The organism is Amylibacter sp. IMCC11727, assembly GCF_029854195.1.
Lineage (GTDB): Bacteria > Pseudomonadota > Alphaproteobacteria > Rhodobacterales > Rhodobacteraceae > Amylibacter.
On record NZ_CP122960.1, the window covers coordinates 378500 to 397238 of the forward strand.

The 18739-nt window shown below is 53.4% G+C and carries 20 protein-coding genes; 9 read left to right on the plus strand and 11 right to left on the minus strand.

The genetic code is table 11. The features are described from left to right. Window positions 1-12 precede the first annotated feature (12 nt). From QBD29_RS02010 to QBD29_RS02040, 7 genes are all read right to left on the minus strand, one after another. Window positions 13-309, minus strand: a complete 297-nt coding sequence (locus QBD29_RS02010; RefSeq protein WP_280099667.1) for a hypothetical protein — start codon at window positions 307-309, stop codon at window positions 13-15. Beyond that, window positions 278-1333: a hypothetical protein gene (locus tag QBD29_RS02015; RefSeq protein WP_280099668.1), complete on the minus strand. Its 1056-nt coding sequence runs from the start codon at window positions 1331-1333 to the stop codon at window positions 278-280. The genes QBD29_RS02010 and QBD29_RS02015 overlap by 32 nt, the downstream gene beginning before the upstream one ends. Then, a complete protein-coding gene (locus QBD29_RS02020) occupies window positions 1333-1734 on the minus strand; it encodes a hypothetical protein (protein ID WP_280099669.1) in 402 nt (133 codons plus the stop codon). The genes QBD29_RS02015 and QBD29_RS02020 overlap by 1 nt, the downstream gene beginning before the upstream one ends. Continuing rightward, entirely contained in the window at window positions 1734-3233 is a 1500-nt protein-coding gene (locus QBD29_RS02025) for an FAD-binding oxidoreductase (RefSeq protein ID WP_280099670.1), read from the minus strand. The genes QBD29_RS02020 and QBD29_RS02025 overlap by 1 nt, the downstream gene beginning before the upstream one ends. A 105-nt stretch (window positions 3234-3338) precedes the next feature. Beyond that, window positions 3339-4130 carry an exodeoxyribonuclease III gene (gene xth / locus QBD29_RS02030; RefSeq protein WP_280099671.1) on the minus strand — a complete coding sequence of 264 codons (792 nt, stop codon included), beginning with the start codon at window positions 4128-4130 and terminating at the stop codon, window positions 3339-3341. Window positions 4131-4173: 43 nt separating this feature from the next. Beyond that, window positions 4174-5157 (minus strand): alpha/beta hydrolase, encoded by a 984-nt coding sequence (locus QBD29_RS02035; RefSeq protein ID WP_280099672.1) that lies wholly within the window; start codon window positions 5155-5157, stop codon window positions 4174-4176. A 99-nt stretch (window positions 5158-5256) separates the two neighbouring features. Then, window positions 5257-5943, minus strand: a complete 687-nt coding sequence (locus tag QBD29_RS02040) for a response regulator transcription factor (RefSeq protein WP_280099673.1) — start codon at window positions 5941-5943, stop codon at window positions 5257-5259. Between the two features lie 153 nt (window positions 5944-6096). On the opposite strand from QBD29_RS02040, the gene ribA reads away from it, so the two are divergent. Both ribA and QBD29_RS02050 read left to right on the plus strand, forming a co-directional pair. After that, window positions 6097-7173 carry a GTP cyclohydrolase II gene (gene ribA / locus QBD29_RS02045; RefSeq protein ID WP_280099674.1) on the plus strand — a complete coding sequence of 359 codons (1077 nt, stop codon included), beginning with the start codon at window positions 6097-6099 and terminating at the stop codon, window positions 7171-7173. Further along, window positions 7170-7676 (plus strand): L,D-transpeptidase family protein, encoded by a 507-nt coding sequence (locus QBD29_RS02050; RefSeq protein ID WP_280099675.1) that lies wholly within the window; start codon window positions 7170-7172, stop codon window positions 7674-7676. Before ribA ends, QBD29_RS02050 begins: the two co-directional genes overlap by 4 nt. On the opposite strand, the gene QBD29_RS02055 is transcribed toward QBD29_RS02050, so the two are convergent. Together QBD29_RS02055 and QBD29_RS02060 are read right to left on the minus strand one after the other, a co-directional pair. Beyond that, complete coding sequence (locus tag QBD29_RS02055) at window positions 7673-8326, minus strand: YggS family pyridoxal phosphate-dependent enzyme (RefSeq protein WP_280099676.1); 654 nt, start codon at window positions 8324-8326, stop codon at window positions 7673-7675. The two genes, QBD29_RS02050 and QBD29_RS02055, sit on opposite strands and share 4 nt — an antisense overlap. A 110-nt stretch (window positions 8327-8436) precedes the next feature. Next, on the minus strand, window positions 8437-9414 hold the full coding sequence (locus QBD29_RS02060) for a porin (RefSeq protein WP_280099677.1): 978 nt from the start codon (window positions 9412-9414) through the stop codon (window positions 8437-8439). A 265-nt stretch (window positions 9415-9679) separates the two neighbouring features. Between QBD29_RS02060 and QBD29_RS02065 the strand changes: the two genes are divergently transcribed. The 5 genes from QBD29_RS02065 to QBD29_RS02085 all read left to right on the plus strand — a co-directional run bounded on the left by QBD29_RS02065 (window position 9680) and on the right by QBD29_RS02085 (window position 14943). After that, on the plus strand, window positions 9680-10225 hold the full coding sequence (locus tag QBD29_RS02065) for a DUF3576 domain-containing protein (RefSeq protein WP_280099678.1): 546 nt from the start codon (window positions 9680-9682) through the stop codon (window positions 10223-10225). Between the two features lie 75 nt (window positions 10226-10300). Continuing rightward, window positions 10301-12835 (plus strand): leucine--tRNA ligase, encoded by a 2535-nt coding sequence (gene leuS, locus QBD29_RS02070; protein ID WP_280099679.1) that lies wholly within the window; start codon window positions 10301-10303, stop codon window positions 12833-12835. Further along, window positions 12822-13319: an LPS assembly lipoprotein LptE gene (gene lptE, locus QBD29_RS02075; protein ID WP_280099680.1), complete on the plus strand. Its 498-nt coding sequence runs from the start codon at window positions 12822-12824 to the stop codon at window positions 13317-13319. Before leuS ends, lptE begins: the two co-directional genes overlap by 14 nt. Next, entirely contained in the window at window positions 13316-14338 is a 1023-nt protein-coding gene (holA, locus tag QBD29_RS02080; RefSeq protein ID WP_280099681.1) for a DNA polymerase III subunit delta, read from the plus strand. The genes lptE and holA overlap by 4 nt, the downstream gene beginning before the upstream one ends. A 2-nt stretch (window positions 14339-14340) precedes the next feature. Further along, entirely contained in the window at window positions 14341-14943 is a 603-nt protein-coding gene (locus QBD29_RS02085) for a glutathione S-transferase family protein (protein WP_280099682.1), read from the plus strand. Here the strand turns inward: QBD29_RS02085 and QBD29_RS02090 are convergent. Together QBD29_RS02090 and QBD29_RS02095 are read right to left on the minus strand one after the other, a co-directional pair. Further along, window positions 14927-16105, minus strand: coding sequence for a TIGR03862 family flavoprotein (locus QBD29_RS02090; protein WP_280099683.1), 1179 nt, complete (start codon window positions 16103-16105; stop codon window positions 14927-14929). The genes QBD29_RS02085 and QBD29_RS02090 overlap by 17 nt on opposite strands. After that, window positions 16102-17424 carry a mechanosensitive ion channel domain-containing protein gene (locus QBD29_RS02095; RefSeq protein WP_280099684.1) on the minus strand — a complete coding sequence of 441 codons (1323 nt, stop codon included), beginning with the start codon at window positions 17422-17424 and terminating at the stop codon, window positions 16102-16104. Before QBD29_RS02095 ends, QBD29_RS02090 begins: the two co-directional genes overlap by 4 nt. A gap of 73 nt (window positions 17425-17497) precedes the next feature. Here QBD29_RS02095 and QBD29_RS02100 point away from each other — a divergent pair, with 73 nt between their 5' ends. Together QBD29_RS02100 and QBD29_RS02105 are read left to right on the plus strand one after the other, a co-directional pair. Continuing rightward, on the plus strand, window positions 17498-18424 hold the full coding sequence (locus QBD29_RS02100) for a glutathione S-transferase C-terminal domain-containing protein (protein WP_280099685.1): 927 nt from the start codon (window positions 17498-17500) through the stop codon (window positions 18422-18424). Beyond that, window positions 18411-18704 carry an HNH endonuclease gene (locus QBD29_RS02105; protein WP_280099686.1) on the plus strand — a complete coding sequence of 98 codons (294 nt, stop codon included), beginning with the start codon at window positions 18411-18413 and terminating at the stop codon, window positions 18702-18704. The genes QBD29_RS02100 and QBD29_RS02105 overlap by 14 nt, the downstream gene beginning before the upstream one ends. Window positions 18705-18739 lie beyond the last annotated feature (35 nt).

Consider the following 18739-nt stretch of genomic DNA (forward strand, 5'->3'; position numbering starts at 1 on the left):
CGCGACAAGGGTTCAGAGAAAAGCCTGCGGCGGTTTCAGACAACCCGTTAATCCTGCGGGCAACACCAACCACGCCCCCGCCGCATAAAGTTTGCGGGTTAGGTGGGGTTCGGTGCTTGAAAGGGTCACAGAAATGCGGTTGCCGCCCGTGACGGCCGTATCATCGGGCAAGTTCGACATAAGCGCGTTCGAAGGAAAAAACACCAATGCCCCGGGCGCAGCGTCCGTTGCCCACATAACACCCGCGGAAAGGGTTAACCATGCGGCGGCGATCACGCTAGTAATCGAATATATGTTCCAGCGTTGCATCTGTTCCTTCCAATGCGCGAATGACAGTGTGAAGATCGGTCAGTTGTACATCCACGAGCCATCGCAGATCATCATAACCCTGACGTTGCAGCGTGGCCAGCACGGGCAAGTCCGCAAGTATATCAGGACGATCAAAGCCTGTGATCGTGATCATGATTTCATCATTGCCGGCAATTTCGCTGATGCGTCCGCCTTTGGCTGCGATCTGGCGCAGGATATCGGTAAAGGCGGCATAGCGGGGCGTGTCGATTTCGGTTCCATCTGGTGTGGCACGGATCACTGTGACGCCGTCAATGCCGCGGAGTTCTTCGACCGTGAGATTGTTCACGATGGAGCGAATGGTTAGCTTGGCTTGACCCGTGGTTTCGACGGCTTTGGCAATTGCTTTTGCGTATTGCGCTTTTGCGCCAAATTCGAGCCCAAGTGCAAATTGCCGTTCCCGATCGCGCAGTGTTTCAGGGCCAATGGCCTTTAGCTCTGCGATGTCGGATGGAAAGTCGTATTTATACCATGGGATTTGGTGCAGGAACTCCGCATAATCGCGGGCCATTTGTGCAGAGGCCTTATCGCTAGCAGATCGCCCACCGACCCATGTGAAAAACCGCCCGATGGTTTCTTCATAGGCCGCTTTGGCGAGCAGTTCGGCGGTGAAAGACACACCGATCACGTAAACCATGTTTTTAGTATCAGGCGCCCCGCCGTGATTGTCAGCGGTTTCTGTTAGGTTACAGAGTGCAGACCAAAACCCTGATATGGAACGCCAATATCCAAATTCGTGCGGATTTCCAGTCTCTAGCACTTTGGCGTAATCGTCATAGGCAAAGACAATGTGCCATTCGGGATAAGTTAGATATGTGGCGGATTCATCGCGATGATCTTCTGCTGCGATTTGGGGCTCGAACGCCTCGTCCATCACATCGCCCCGGCAAGCAATTTCGTTGTAGCCGACGGGGGCCAACAGGCCGATCACAAGAATGACCAGCAACAGGATCAGCCGCGTTGTCCACCGCCACAGAAACCGCATCACTTACGATCCCACATCCAAACCGCGAACAAGGCGAAACCGCCAAGCGCAAGGTGAGGGAGATTGTTGAAGACTTTGAACATGAATCCAAGATCTTGGATGCCGTAGTTGAAAATCCCAAAGTCGAGGTAGCCTGATCCTGTAATCAATCCCAAAAGGCCATCGCCGAGGTAAAGCGCCCCAAAATAGGTGAGGAAAATACGCGCCGCGCGATGAGACATAAGGCCCGCGATCAATGCCCAAAGAGCAGAGAAGAAGTGCAGACTGTCGTCAAAAATATCGAGTGCGAAGATGCCAAATGCGAGACCTTCGGCATCGGTAAGACCGGGGATGTAGTTGAGCGACGCGGCAATCAACAAAGATACCGTGTAGCCAAAACAGATATAACGGAGTGTGGTCATCAGAGGTCTGCCATGTAGGTGTCCCACAGTGCATTGCGGAACAGAAGTTGCGGATCAAGCGCACGTTTCGCGGCGGCGAATTGCGTGGCGGCGGGGTAGTTTTGGATGAACTGATCTTGTGTGGCGTGCAATCGGTACGGCAAATAATACGCCCCACCAAGCTCTGCTGTGCCTTGGATCAATTCACGGGTCATGCGGGCCATATCGGCCTCGCCTCGGGCTGTCATTTCTTGGGAAAACAGCATCACACAGGCGATGCGATCCACGGGGGCATAGGACAAAACCGCCTCGTTATCAGGGGCCACATAACGCAGGGTGATGTTGAGGAGCTCTTGATAAGACCCTGGAATCACGCGTTTACATACATCAACCCACTCCGCAAAACGGCTCGGTTCGATGAAGTATTCGTGCAGGATATCGGTGCGAGTCGGATCGCGATCATCAAGGGTGACAACAGGTTCGTTGATCAGACTGTTACGGGTGACTTCGCCCGCCGTCAGCTTGGCTTGCAGATCGGTTTCCACCCACCAACGGCGGCGTTTTACACTCTCATGGCCGAGCTGCGCGCGGAAGAGGTTACGGGCAAATTTTGAGACGAAGCCAGAGCCGCTGGCGGGCGGCAGATCATCTTGGTTTTCGGTGGGGCGATAGGTGATCATCAGAGCGTTATCAAAGAAATCCCGCTTATCCACGTTCATGCGACCGTAGGCCATTTGCACAGTTGGGTCCTTGAGCACTGCCATGAATTTGGTGCCAAACTCTTTGCCAGACATCTCTTCGAACGTGGGCAGAAGGCGGGCATTGGGGACCATCTCCACGTCCATTTCGGTGATAAGACCCGTGAGCCCATATCCCCCCATGGTGAGGTTGAAAATGTCCTGATTTTCGCTACGCGAGCAGGTTATCAGCTCTCCGTCGTGCATCAGCATTTTGAAACTGCGCGTTGTGCTGCCCATTGCGGAATAAGGCACGGGCCAGCCGTGCGCGTTGACACAAAAAGTGGATGCAATTCCGAAATCATTGTTCGATTGCATAACCTTGGGGCCAAAACCGATGGCGTCCATTTGCTTGATGGCACTGTCCCAGCGCAGGCCAGAAGAACACCGAAAGGTGCTGTTGGCGGTGTCTGGTTCGAACATGTCCGTCGCCAGTGTGATGGCATGGCCGTCACGGGGGATGGATTGACCACCCATGGAATGCCGTGCGGCGGACAGGCTGACGGGGCGTCCTTCGGCCTTGGCAGTTTTCAACTCGTCACGCAGGATTGACACCAACCCTTGGCCAGGATCCTGTTTCACAATTATATGCTTGTGAACGGGCGTTTCGGACAGACCGCTTGCATCGTTCAAAGTGATCGGTTTTTCTTTGCTCCAAGGCTCTGGTTGCAGCGATGTTGTGCCGTCCAACACAGGGACCTTAGGCCCGTATTTGGCGCCAAAATAGCCGCCTATCAACGCCCCTGACCCAAGCAGGAGGGCGCGTTTCGTAATGAGGTTCATAATCGTCCCCTAAGTTGAAATGACCTTAGGTCCAGTCTGATTCAACTTGGGGGGTGTTGCAAGCGTTGCAAGAGAATTGCCGTAAAAGGTGCGTTGATGCGTGACTTAATCAACATCAAATGTTGCAAATAAAGGTGCGTGATCGCTTGGTTTTTCCCAGCCACGCGCATCGCGCAAGACGCGGGATGAATGTGCTTTGCCCGAAATATCGGGGGTTGCCCAGATGTGATCGAGGCGGCGTCCCTTGTCTGCGGCGTCCCAATCGCGGGCGCGATAGGACCACCATGTGTAAAGTTTGCCCTCTGTGATGTCTTGACGTGTGACATCGACCCAGTTGCCTGCATTTTGGGTTTCTGCCAGTGCTTCGACCTCGATCGGGGTGTGGGATACGACCTTGAGCAATTTTTTGTGGTCCCAAACATCATCTTCACGTGGAGCGATATTCAAATCCCCCACAAGAACGGATTTTTGCATGGCTTCGGCTGTGAACCAGTCCCGCATTTCAGCAAGGAAATCCATTTTGTGCCCGAACTTTTCATTCTTTTCACGATCCGCCACATCGCCCCCTGCTGGGACATAAAAATTGTGGATTGTCATACCATTAGGAAGCTGCGCTGACACATGTCGCGCGTCCCCTTTTTCACAAAAATCGCGGTGGCCCGTGTCAATCAGAGGATGTTTGGACAAGATCGCCACGCCGTTATAACCCTTCTGCCCCCGCGCAACCATGTGGGGATATCCAAGGGCGGCAAAGTTTTCGGTGGGGATCAGGTCAACTGGGCTTTTGCATTCTTGCAGGCACAGAACGTCTGGTTGTTCCTGTTTAAGCAAATCCAACACAATGGGTTCACGCAAACGGACGGAGTTGATGTTCCATGTGCAAACGGTGATGGGCATAGGCGCGGTCCTTGATGAGTTTCGCGGACCGTAGCGGATGGAATTACTCGCTGCCACCCGAAATTTGCGCCAAGGCCCCGAGCAGGTGTTTGTGGAACAATTCGGAATTTTCGATCTGCGGGATATGGCCGATGTCTGGCATAACATCAAGCGTGCTGCCCGCGATCAATGAGTTGAGGGTTTGACCGACATCGAGAGGGGAAACTTCGTCTTTGTCGCCCCAGATAAAGGCCGTCGGCATGGTAAGTTTTGCGATTTCATCCTTGCGCGTTGAAAGCGCGTCTTTGGGTGGCACCAACAGATCAACGAGCCAATCCGCATGAGCGGCAGTTGTGCCTTTGCGGATCATCGGTTGTTGCAAAACGGTGGCGTATTTCGACACGTCTAGGGATTTATCGTAAATAAACGATTTGATTAGGCTTTCTGTCATTAGCCCATTGGTGGACGTGAGCGCTACACCTGCGCGGCGGACGTATTTGCTGCGGGCCGGCAGTGGCAATGTGTCGGGCCCAGTTTCATGCGCGTTCAGGCCGACGGCCCCTGAAACGATAACCAAGCCCGCAAATTTTTCAGGCGCCAGCAAGACAGTTTCCAATGCGACAGAGGCGCCAAAAGAATGGGCTACGACGATGGGTTTGGTCCCCAGCGCATCAACAGTGGCAATAATGCGGTTGGCCTGCGCCACGCGTCCATAATTGCCATCTGGTGCGCGATCACTGTACCCAAAAGGGGGCACATCAAGCGCCAGCGCGTAATAGTCATTGGCGGCGATAATATCTGCTGTTTCCTGCCAATATCCACCCCAACTGCCAGTGCCGTGAATCAGCAAAACGGGCGTATCCGTGTTGGTTCCGGTGGGGGTGATATGGACGGTCAGTTCGCTCGTTTCAACGCGCAGGCCATTTTCAGGCAGTATGTCCGCGAGTTGTTCTGTTTCGCGCAGCTTCACGCTCGCCCAAAGTGCCGTGCCGCAAATGAAAACAATGAGGAGGAGGGCGTAAATAGCATAGAGCAAAAGTTTTTTCATATCTTAACGTAACGCCGTGGTAGCGTTGCGCAAACAAAAAAGACCCGCCAAAAGGCGGGCCAGTCCGGGGAGAAACTATGAAAAACTCCAAGGGAAATTTTATACGTTCAGGCGATAACCACCTGATTCTGTGACCAAAAGCCGTGCGTTGCTGGGATCAGGCTCGATCTTTTGACGCAAACGATAGATGTGTGTTTCCAACGTATGGGTTGTGACACCCGCGTTGTAGCCCCAAACTTCGTGCAACAGCACATCGCGGGCAACCACACCATCTTGGGCGCGGTAAAGGAATTTAAGAATATTCGTCTCTTTCTCGGTCAAACGAATTTTCTTTTCATCCTCTGTAATCAACATCTTAGAGGCGGGTTTGAAGGTGTATGGTCCAAGATTAAACACCGCGTCTTCAGACTGTTCATGCTGGCGCAGCTGCGCACGAATGCGAGCGAGCAGCACAGGAAATTTGAACGGTTTTGGCACATAGTCGTTTGCACCAGCATCCAAGCCGAGGATCGTGTCGGCGTCTGTGTCGTGACCTGTCAGCATCACAATTGGGCATTTCACACTCTGTTTGCGCATCAGGCGGCACAGTTCGCGGCCATCCATATCGGGCAGGCCCACGTCCAAAAGCACCAAATCATAAAGGGCTTCTTTTGCGCGTTCTAAACCAGAGGCACCATCTTCGGCCTCGAATACATCGAAATCTTCGGTGAGAACCAGCTGGTCGGCGAGTGCTTCGCGCAGATCCTCATCATCGTCTACCATCAGAATTTTTTTAACGTTGCTCATCTGTCAACTCCTTCGCTTGAGTTGAAGTTGCGCTGAAACAGAGTTTTGAGCAATCCGCCTCACAGGCATGTGTCGAAAACCGATCAAATGTTTCACTTCTGACCGATCACAGATATAGAAAGCGAAGGAAATGTTTCAAAATGCAGGAACGAGATGCCGTTTTCCGTAACATTAGACGAAAAGATTGCGCGTGCGCGGGCTGATTTGCGGATTGGCGTGCCGATTGTGCTGCGGGATGGGACCACGGATTGGGCTGTGAGTGCGATTGAAACGCTAAGTTCCGAACGATTGGCTCAGATTCGCGATATGTCGGGTGCGTTGCATTTGGCGTTAACGGATCGACGCGCGGAAACGCTGGCCGCACCCCCCTATGATGGAGATTTGGTGCGCATTGCCGTACCAGCAGATGCACCCGCCACGTGGGTTCACGCGATGGCGGACCCGTCATTGGACCTGCAAGTGCCGATGAAAGGCCCGTTTCAATACATGCGCGAGGGACAAGCCATTGCGGATCGCGCGGCAATATCATTGTGCAAGGGGGCTGGGTTGTTGCCAGGGGCTGTTTTTGCGCCGATGTCTGGGGCGATGGATGGTTTGGTGCAGTTGGATGTATTTGATGTCATGGCAGCGGCGGCGAAACGGATGCCGCTTGATCTGATATCTGGGGCGCGGGTTCCATTGTTGGCGTCCGAAAACTCCAAGGTGCATGTGTATCGCAAACGGGATGGTGGCGAAGAGCATTACGCGATCGAGGTGGGCAACCCCGCGCGGGATCAACCCGTTCTGTCGCGGTTGCATTCGGCCTGTTTTACAGGCGACATAATGGGATCGTTAAAATGTGATTGCGGCGCACAGTTGCAGGCGGCCATGGCGCAGATCGGGGCAGAGGGTGCAGGTGTTTTGCTGTACTTGAACCAAGAGGGCCGTGGAATTGGGTTGGCCAATAAGATGCGGGCGTATTCGTTGCAGGATCAAGGATTCGATACGGTAGAGGCCAATCACCGCTTGGGTTTTGAAGATGATGAGCGGGATTTCAAGTTGGGCGCTGAGATTTTGCGCGCACTTGGGTTCAAATCCACACGGTTGATGACGAACAATCCCTCCAAAGTGGCCAAGATGGAAGAAGCAGGGGTTTCTGTGGCGGAGCGTGTTCCCTTGCAAGTGGGGCGCACCACGCAAAACACGGATTATTTGGACGTGAAAGCCAAAAAAAGCGGACACCTGTTTTGACACGGTTTGATGACTTGGTGATCACGCGCTGGGGCGCACGGTTTCAAGGTGTGACGATGCCCTGCGCTATTGGGCGCGGTGGCATTGGTGTGAAAGGCGGTGAAGGGGATGGAATCACCCCTCGCGGCACGTTTCAGATTATGGGCTGTGGGTATCGGCCTGATCGGATTGGGTTTGATGCACCAAATGTTCATTGCCAACCCATTGCGTTGATGGATGTGTGGTCGGATGATCCGCGCGATCCTGACTATAATCACAGCACCGATCTTCGAACCCATCGGTTTAGCCATGAAAGACTGCGCCGCGCCGATCCGCTTTACGACATTTTTGTTATCCTTGATTATAATTTTCCAAACGCGGTGGCGGGCAAAGGCAGTGCAATCTTCCTGCACAAGTGGCGTAAGCCACGGCACCCAACTGAGGGCTGTGTCGCGTTTCGTGAAGATGATTTGGTGCGGATTTTGGTGAACTGGAAGCCAAAATCGCGGGTCGTGATCCGCTAGCTGTACGTTCTATCGCCAAAAATTGCAGAGCCGACGCGGATGTGGGTTGCCCCCAATGCAACGGCGCGTTCAAAATCGCTGCTCATGCCCATTGAAAGGCCATCGATGCCGTTTCGTTCCGCAATTTTGCGCAAAAGGGCAAAATGCAGGCTCGGCTCCTCGTCCACAGGCGGAATAACCATCAAACCCGCAATGGTCAGATCCATATCACGGCATTCTTTGATGAACGCATCGGCCTCGGCGGGCAGAACGCCAGCTTTCTGATCTTCTTCGCCGGTATTGACTTGGATGAACAAGTCAGGGGATTTGCCCTGCGCCTGAATTTCGGAAGCAATTTTACGGGCGAGTTTCGGGCGATCCACGGCATGGATGGCATCGAACAACTCTACTGCGGCTTTAACCTTGTTGGTTTGCAAGGGGCCGATCAGATGAACATCGACGGGGCCAAATTCTGCGCGAAAGTCGGGCCATTTGCCTTGGGCTTCTTGGACTTTGTTTTCGCCAAACAGGCGGTGTCCTTGTTCCAGAACTCCATGCACGCGTTCATTTGGCTGTACCTTTGACACAGCGATGAGTTTCGTGCTGCCGATGTCACGCCCTGCGGCGGCTTCGGCTTTTTCGATGCGGGATTTGATATCTGATAGGGACATAAAACCTATGTGGCGCGAGGCAGATCATTCGGCAAGTCTAAAAATCCGAATGCACAAAAAGAAAGAGCAGGCCGGAGCCTGCTCTTCCAATAAGGTATTTCATCTTCAAATTAGAAGTTGAAACGAACACCCAAGTCAGCACGAGTGTTGTCGTTGAAGCTTTTGGAAACACCACCAGCCAGAACCGCACCACCCAAGGAGTGTGTGAAGCCGATACCGTATACAGTGTCTTCAGTTGCGCCAACCAGTGCTTGAGAAGCTGCGGAGTCGAAGTCTGTGTTACCAACGAAACCAGTGATAGATGTATCACCGAAGTCGTAAGAACCGGACAGAACAACTTTGCCGCCGATGTCTTCCAGATCGGAGTATGCCAAAGACACACCGAAGTCACCGATGGAACCAACAACAGATGCGGATACCAAGTCACGTGCTACGCCACCGATAGTCGCTGCGTCGTCTGCGTAACCAGCAGCAACAGTCCAGTCGCCGAAGTTGTAGTTTGCAGCGATTGCATCTTCAGAACCGTTGGAGAGGTGATCACCTGTGGAGTCTGTAGACAAGGATACGCCGAAGCCACCTACGTTGAAGTCCAAGCGAACAACGTCACCTGTGTTGCCACGGGATGAGAAGGAGTTCACGTAGAAGGACGCGCCGGAACCGAAGGAACCGATGTTGAATGACAGGTTCTGCCAGCCAATACCTGTCAGACCTACGTTACCGTGTGCGTAGTAGTTCAGACGCTGCATCATAGCGCCGTCAGCGTTACCAACTGTGATACGGAATGTGTCGTTACCCATCCATACGTTCGCAGAAGAAACTGGCAATGTTGCATCGCCTTCTTGTGAACGCAGACGAATGCGACCACCGAATTCCAGGCCACCGTCTGTGGAACCGGAACCGTCGATGTTGATTGTCATACGACGTTCGATTTTTGTGGAGCTGCCGCCAGCAACGTCGCCAGCTTGCTCGTTGTATTCGATACCGAAGCGACCGCCACCGGAGAGTGTTACGCCGCCAGCGTGACCGTCAGCATATGCCATAGAAGCAGAAGCGACGAGTGCTGAAGTAGCAAAGAGAACTTTTTTCATAGTTTTCCCTCGTTTGAGTTTAAAAGGTGCACCTCAATCCGAGGAATCCGGAAAGAGTGTTACTGCTTTTCACTCTGCGAGGCCTGAATTTCAAGCGGATGTAGGAAGGATCGGAAGATAAGGGCAAAATTGGTGCATTGATGCCACAGTAATTTTTCTGGCCCTTTTAAAAGGAAATGAAGCAGGCATCACGCAATAATAACTTGTCCGATGCAGGAACTAACGGTAAACGAGTGAAACAGCTGAAAAGCTCGGGGCAGAGAGTATGAATACTATATATATGAAAGCAGCGTTGATTGGCACACTTTGTGTTGCCTTGTCTGGCTGTGGTGGGTTCAGAAATTCCAGTGCGGGGGGCAGCGGCCTGTTTGGCGGCAATCGCCCATCGGGTTTGGCGCAACAACAAGCGGCCAATGAAAACCCGAGCGCAGGTGCGCAATTGCGCGCGTTGGGTGAGGATGGAAACGAAGCTGTTTCCATTTTTGATGCGCTGCGCTCTCCTGATCAAAACGTTAATGTGCGTGTGAACAAGTATTTGTGGAACGCTTCGTTGGAAACACTCAGCTTTTTGCCCGTTGAATCAGCTGACCCGTTTACAGGTGTGCTGGTTATGGGCTGGGGTCGCGCCCCGGGAAGCAGCCGTCAGTATCGTGCAACCGTTCTGGTTCAGGACCCAGCCTTGGATGCGCGGTCTTTGAAAGTGTCCGTTCACACGCGTGGCGGTACGGCAAGCGCTGAAACTGTTCGTCGTATCGAAGATGCGATTTTGACCCGTGCCCGTCAGTTGCGTGTGCGCGACAAAAACCTATAACGCGGTACATACCGCCCGTAGAAGAATCAAACGCCGGGCAAATGTCCGGCGTTTTGCTGTTTAAGGAAAAAATGAATGTCACGTTATAATGCACGTGTAGTGGAGCCAAAGTGGCAAAAAGCTTGGGATGAGGCAGGCGTTTTCAAAGCAGAGCGCGATGAAAGCCGTGACAAATACTATGTGTTGGAAATGTTCCCCTATCCATCTGGGCGGATTCACATGGGCCACGTGCGCAACTATGCGCTGGGGGATGTAGTGGCGCGGTATAAGGCGGCACAAGGTTTTAATGTCTTGCATCCAATGGGATGGGATTCATTTGGTTTGCCTGCCGAAAATGCGGCGATGGAAAAGGGTGTGCATCCGGGCGAATGGACATACCAGAACATCGCGGACATGCGTGCGCAAATGAAACCGATGGGTCTGTCGATCGATTGGTCCCGAGAATTGGCCACCTGTGACCCTGAATACTATGGTCAGCAACAGGCTATGTTTATTGATTTCATGGAAAAAGGCTTGGTCTACCGCAAAAAGGCGGTGGTGAACTGGGATCCTGTGGACATGACCGTTTTGGCCAACGAGCAGGTGGAAGCTGGCCGTGGATGGCGGTCTGGTGCGTTGGTGGAGCGTAAGGAACTGACGCAGTGGTTTTTTAAGATTTCCGCGTTTTCCGAAGAGCTGTTAAGCGCAATTGATGATCTGGAAGGCTGGCCCGATAAGGTGCGGTTGATGCAGCGTAACTGGATCGGCAAATCCCGTGGTTTGGAATTTGCCTTTGAACGTACGGATGGTGGCGACAAGATCGAGGTTTATACCACGCGGCCTGATACGTTGAACGGTGCGAGCTTTGTGGGCATTTCGCCTGACCATCCGATTGCAAAGCAGTTGGAGGCGGATAATGCCGATGTGGCGGCGTTTGTTGCGGAATGCCGCAAGGGTGGCACGACAGAAGAAGCGATTGAGACCGCGCCGAAGTTGGGGATGGATACTGGGATTCGGGTGAAACATCCGTTGTATGCGGATCAAGAACTGCCTGTTTGGATCGCGAACTTTATCCTGATGGACTACGGCACAGGGGCTATTTTTGGCTGTCCTGCGCATGATCAGCGGGATTTGGATTTCTGCTGCAAATACGATTTGCCTGTGATTGATACGTTCTTTGCGTTGGATGATAACACGCCTGTTGCAAATACGGCGTTTGTTCCGCCTAAGACGGAAAAGGTGAAATGGGTCGACCATTTTGCGGGTCTGGACGTGGCGACAGGGCAAGAGGCGATTGATGCGACTATTGCTTATGCTGAGGACAAGGGTTGGGGCACGGGCACCACAAACTATCGTTTGCGTGATTGGGGTGCGTCACGGCAGCGGTTCTGGGGGTGTCCGATCCCTGTTGTGCATTGCGAAAGCTGTGGCGTGGTGCCTGAGAAGAAGGAAAATCTGCCTGTTGAATTGCCCAAAGACGCGACATTTGATCGGCCCGGCAATCCGCTGAACTGGCATCCAACGTGGCGTGATGTGCCATGCCCGTCTTGTGGTAAACCTGCGCAACGTGAAACGGATACGATGGATACCTTTGTGGATTCGTCGTGGTATTTTGCGCGCTTTACGGCACCACGAGCCGAAACACCGACTGTGGATGAGGATTTGTCCTATTGGATGAATGTGGATCAGTACATTGGTGGGATCGAACACGCGATTCTGCACCTGTTGTATTCCCGTTTCTTTGCCCGCGCCATGAGCGAAACGGGGCATATGCCAAAATCCGCGATTGAGCCGTTCAATGCGTTGTTTACGCAAGGGATGGTGTGTCACGAAACTTATCAGGACCCAGACGGAAAGTGGTTGAACCCCGAAGACATCAAGCCTGTGGATGGTGGGTATGAAACAACGGACGGGCGGCCAGTAACGGTTGGTCCGTCAATCAAGATGTCCAAATCCAAGAAAAACGTTGTCGATCCAGAAGATATCATCGACCAGTTCGGTGCGGATACGGCCCGATGGTTTGTTCTGTCCGACTCCCCGCCAGAACGGGATGTGGAATGGACCGCATCAGGTGCAACAGCGGCGTGGAAGCATATCAACCGCGTATGGACGCTGTGTGACACGATTGCAGAGATGCCAGAGGGCGCGGGCGAGGGTGACGATAACCTGCTGAAAGAAATGCACAAAGCCATTCACGAAGTGACCATGAACATCGAAAGTTTCGGGTTTAATGCGGCGATTGCAAAGCTTTATGGGTTCACCAACACATTGGCGAAATCCAAAGCAGGCAAAGCCGCCAAGCGCGAAGCAATTATGGCAATGGCACAGTTGATGGCGCCGATGACCCCGCATTTGGCCGAGGATATCTGGGCGCATCTGGGTGGTGAAGGTCTTGTGGCGCAGGCCGCTTGGCCCAAAGCGGACGAGAGCATGTTGGTGGATGACACGGTGACTTTGCCGATCCAAATCAACGGCAAACGCCGCGATGAAATCACCGTTGCAAAGGATATGCCCAAGGAAGAGGTTGAAAAACTGGTTCTGGCAAACGAGACTGTAATCAAGATGCTGGATGGGGCAGAGCCCAAAAAGCTGATCGTTGTGCCAGGGCGGATTGTGAATGTTGTTGTTTAACCGAAGACATATGTTGGCGCTGGCCCTTGGGTTGGGTGTTTCGGCATGTGGATTTGAACCTATCTATAAACAGGGAACAACAGCTTCGGCGTTGCAAGGGCAGATTGATATTGATCTTGTCAAAGGGCGCAACGGGTTTGAATTGCGCGAAGAGCTGGAAAACCAGCTTGGCTTTGCCGACGCAAACGCGCCTTATATTCTGACGTTTAAACTGACCACCACGGAAACTGGTTTGGCGGTGACCGAGGATGAAGGCACGACCCGAACCAATTTGAACGGAGTGGCGGCCTTTACCGTGCGCCGCCGCGATACGGGGACAGTGGTGTATCAGGACAGCGTAAAAAACGTCACCGCCTATGGCACCACATCTGCGACGTTCCCATCTGCGGTGGCCAAGCGGGATGCCAACACCCGATTGGTGAAGGCGCTGGCAGGGCAAATTGCCAATCGCATTGCCATCACATCGGACGACTGGGCCACATGAAACTGGCAGGTGGGCAGGCGGCCGCGTTTTTAGCAAAGCCTGACGCGGGCAAATCTGCAATTCTGCTTTATGGTATGGATTCCATGAGAGTGGCGCTGAAACGCCAGCAAGTGATCAAAGCATTGGTTGGCGCACAAGCCGAAGAAGAAATGCGCCTGACCCGTATCGAAGCGGCAGAGCTGCGCAAAGAACCCGCATTGGTTTTGGATGGAATTAAGGCGCAAGGGTTTTTCCCTGGTCCCCGCGTTGTGTTTGTTGAAGGGGCGGGGGATGGCCTGACGGCGGTATTGGAAACAGCGCTGGGTGAATGGGCAGAAGGGGATGCAACACTGGTTGTGACCGCCAGCAGTCTGAACGCAAGGTCCAAACTGCGCAAAGCATTTGAGGGCGATCAACGCGCCGTTGCTATTGGTATTTACGATGACCCCCCCGGACGGCCTGAAATTGAGCGTTTGGCAAAAGAAGCCAAGCTTGGCGATTTACCCCAAGGGGCGATGGACGCGTTGATGCAGTTGGCCCGCACGCTCGACCCTGGTGAATTGAACCAGACAATTGAAAAGCTGGGGCTGTATAAATACGGCGATAACACGCCAATCACAGGCGAAGATATTGATGCCTGTATGCCCGCCACCTCGGATGCGAATCTGGATGATGCGGCCCATGCTATTGCCGAAGGGCGCACGGGTGATGTGGTTCCGACGCTGAAACGGCTGTCGGGGCAAGGCGTGAACCCAACGGCCCTGTGCATCGCGGCCACACGGCATTTTCGCACATTACATGCGGCGACCACGCACCCGCAGGGGCCTGATACGGCGCTGGCACGTGCGCGACCACCTGTGTTTGGGCCGCGCAAAGATCGGCTGGCACGGCAGGCTCGGCGGCTTGGCGCGAATAAGGTGGAAAAGGCACTGACCGAATTGATGAACACGGATTTGCAGTTGCGATCCAGCCAAAAGCCGCCAGAAATGGCACTGGTGGAACGCACGTTCATCCGCATTGCAATGCTACAAAGGAATTAACCATGTACACACTGATTGGCACACCAAAGGCACGTCCGTTTCGAGTTTTATGGATGATGGAAGAGCTGAGCGTTGAATATGACGTGCTGCCGCTGTCCCCAACCGACAAGGCGGCGATGGCAGAATATAACCCGACAGGGAAGGTTCCTGCGCTCAAGGATGGGGATGACATCATCATCGATTCCGTGGCGATCATGCAGTATCTGGCAGACAAACACGGCGGTTTAACCTTTAAGGCCGGGACAATTGAACGGGCCAAACAGGACAGTTTCACACAGTTCATTTGTGACGAGATTGATGGGGCGTTGTGGACCGCAGCCCGCAACAGTTTCGTGAACCCAGAAAATCAGCGTTCAACGGATATCAAACCGGTTTTGATGTGGGAATTTGAACGATCCATCAACGCGCTAGAAACCCGTTTGGGGGACAACGATTTCTTTATGGGTGATACCTGCACCGTTCCTGATTTGCTGTTCACGCATTGCGCGGGATGGGCACGAAATGCAGGGTTCCCGTTCGAAAGCAAACCGCTGCGTGCGTTGGTAAAACGGTGTTTGGAACGGGATGCGTACAAGCGCGCGGATGCCGTCAGGAAAGCCGCTTAATGTAGTCTGCGGCAGCGCGACCTGCTGTGCGACCTGTGGCAAGACAGGCGGTGATTAGATAGCCGCCTGTGGGCGCTTCCCAATCCAGCATTTCGCCCGCGCAGAATGAGCCAGATTCTGATGCCAGCATGAAGTCAGCTGTTAAATCCGTTTGGCGCACACCTCCTGCAACGGATATTGCAAGATCGAGTGGGGCCGTCCCTGTGTAGGGAATTGGCAAAGACTTTACCGTTTGCGCAAGTGCATCGCGCGGTGTGGCGCGGGCAAATTCCATCACAAGTGCAGATTTCACTGCATCGAGCTTCAGTGACTTTCGCAGAATGTTTGCGAGGCTCGTTTTGGTTGATTGTTTGTCAATACGGGCCTGCAAAGCGGCAGTGGTTTGATCTGGCAGAAGGTCGATTTGCATCGGTTCGCTGCTGCGCAATCCTGTTGAGAATTGATAGACGAGCGATCCTTCGAGGCCTGATTTTGACAGCACACATTCGCCTTTGCGTCTGTCGTTTCCAACCGTCATGGCGATGTTTTTTAATGGTGCGCCAAAGAGGGGGGCCATGTGATCGGACCAGTCCACAGTGATCCCCATGTTAGATGGTTCAAACGGGGCTGTGTCGATACCGCGCTGGGCGAGGATATCAGTCCACATGCCATCAGACCCAAGCCGCGCCCAGCTTGCGCCGCCAAGGGCCAATACAGTTGCTTTTGGCGTGACAGAATGCAGGCCGTTTGGTGTTTCAAAGATGAATATGCCTCCCGTCCATTCGACCCAGCGCCAACGGGTTTGGAATGTGACGCCTTTGTCGGACAGTCGGTTCAGCCATGCGCGAAGCAGTGGAGATGCTTTCATGGCTTTGGGAAAAACGCGGCGGGTGGAGCCGATGAATGTGTCTTGGTCTAAGCCTTGTGCCCAGTCGATAACGGCTGTGTTGTCAAAGGCTTCGATGCTGGGTTTTAACCAATCCGCAGCAGACCCAAAAGCTGCGATGAAATCAGCAAATGGTTCGGACTTCGTCAGGTTCAGCCCTGATTTACCTGCCATCAAAAACTTGCGGCCTACAGATGGTTTGCCATCCGCCACCGTCACAGAATGCCCTGCATCCGCCAGCATTTCAGCAGCCATCAGGCCTGCAGGACCCGCACCGATGACCAGCGCGTCGGTCATTCAGGGGCCTTTGGAAAGCCGCCTTTGATTTCCACAACACGCTGCGGATATGGAATTTCGATGTTGTTGTCCTTGAGCGCGTTCCAAATAATGAACAACACATCAGAGGTGTATTTATTCGGCCCGTCGTCGATGCCTTCGACCCAGAATTCCACCGCAAAGTTGATGCCGCTGTCGCCAAAGCCGCGCAATTCGCAATCGGGTGGGAAGGGTTGGTCAAGCACATCTTTATGTTTGGCCACAGCCTTTTCCACAATGTCAGGGATCAGGTTGATATCGGTGTCATAGGACACTGAAAAATCCGCCTCATACCGATTGGCCGAGCCGCTGTCAGAAAAGTTGGTGACGCGGGTGATGATGAAGTCTTCGTTGGGCACAACAATCCAGCGCCCGTCATAGGTTTCCAAAATGGTGGCTCGCGCGGTCATTTTGATAATCGTGCCTGCCTCACCGCCATCGAGTTCCACGTAATCGCCGACGGTGGCCTGCCCTTCGAGCAAGAGAATGATGCCCGAAATAAAGTTTGACGCGATTTTTTGCAGACCAAAGCCGAGACCAACACCAACCGCACCCCCAAGGATGGCGAGGGAGGATAGGTTGATGCCCATGATGTTCATCAAGAGCAGGAAAGCCGTCCCGAAAATAATCAGTTCAACGGCCTTGGCGGCCAGCTCACGGGTGGCGGGGCGCATGTCCTCTTGGGTTTTGATATAGGAGGCGGATTGGCTGTTGGACCAACTGCCAAGCCAGAACAGAACCGAGCCGAACACCACGCCGCGGATCACGGCCAAGGCTGAAAATTTGATGTTGCCCACGCCGATGATAAATTCGGACAGGTACAGAAGGACAGGATCAAGAATGCCCAGCGCATAGAGGATGGCGAAAGGGATCAGGATGTATTTACCGATCAATTTCAGGAACGGATCATAGATGATCTGCTGCACAAAAATACGCGCGGCCAGAAGGATAAACAGGCGTTTGCCAAAGGCAATAACCGCGCCTGACCCAAACAAAGATCGCGTGATTTGTTCACCGATACCCGTGAACGCATAGGCGAGCAGCGGCAACAGAAGGGGCAGAAAGATCAACACAAAACGCCGCGATGTGGCGATGATATTTTCTTGCTCCGCAGGGGGTGTCAGCAGACGGTTGAGAACGGGTTCGAGCCGTTTGGCCGCAAATTTGGCGGCAAAATATGCGACCAGTAGCAGGCCGAATTGAGACCATGCGGCGGGGCTGGTGAGCCAGCCAAGCGCAAGGTCGCGGCCCATGCCCCAGTATTCCATTGCGGTTTGTACAAGAGGATGATCAAAATTCATGGCCGTTCCCAGACTTGACGCGCAGCCCATTTGCGCTTTGTGATCTTCTAAACAGAAAAAGGTGTGGATGACTATGGGTGTGATGATTGACGGGCAGTATTTTGCAGAAGATCCTGCACCAGAAAGCCCATCAGATGGGGAGTTTCGGCGCAAAGCATCAAGCATTCGCAACTGGATTGGCGAAGATGGTTTCACGCCAGAGGCTGGGCGCTATCATCTGTTTGTTGCGTGGAATTGCCCGTGGGCACATCGGGCGTTGCTGACCCGTGCCGTGCTGGGATTGGAGGATGCGATTTCTGTGTCCTATGCCAAACCACGGCGCACCGATCAGGGTTGGGTGTTCGATGCAAACGGTGCGTTTTCTGATCCGTTGTTCGGCGTGGCAGCTGTGCATGAGGTTTATGCGAAACACATGCCCGCGTACACTGGGCGGATCACTGTTCCTGTGTTGTGGGACAAACAGACGGGTGTGATCGTCAATAACGAAAGCGCCGAAATTATTCGTGTGCTGAACACTGCATTTGGCGGCGATTTATACCCTGACGATTTGGCCAAACAGGTGGATGCGTGGAACGAGCTGATCTATCCAACTTTTAACAACGGCGTCTACCGTGCTGGTTTCGCGCGCACTCAAGAGGCGTATGACAAAGGCGTGGCGGATGTGTTTGCAACAATGGATAAAGTCGAGGCGCATTTGGCGGAGTCGCGATACCTGTGTGGGGATCACTTTACCGAGGCTGATGTGCGGATGTTCCCAACCTTGGCGCGGTTCGATGTGGCCTATCACTATGCGTTTAAATGCAATCTGCGCCGTTTGATGGATTACCCAAATCTTTGGGCCTACGCGCGGGAGATTTATCAGATGGACGGTGTGGCGCAGACGGTCAATTTCGATATCTACAAACAGGGGTATTTTTCACCGTCTGAATTGCGCAATCCATTGGGTATTGTACCCGCTGGTCCGAGCATTGATTGGGATGTGCCGCATGGACGCGGATGATCCGATTTGCCCGCTGTGTTTGCGGCCCATCCCGCCGCACGCAAAACAGAGCGAACATCATTTAATCCCCAAGCTGAAAGGCGGGGCGAAGGGGCCGCGCGTGTTGCTGCACCAGATTTGTCACAACGAAATCCACGCGAGTTTGAGCGAGGCAGAATTGGCACGAGAATATAATACGCCAGAGGCTTTGCGCGGGCATGAAAGGTTAGGCAAGTTTGTGAAATGGGTAAGCAAACGCCCAGCTGATTTTCATTCCAAGACGCCAAAGCGTCGACGCTAGGGACTTGTCTTGGGACGGTGTCCTGCGCTACTCGT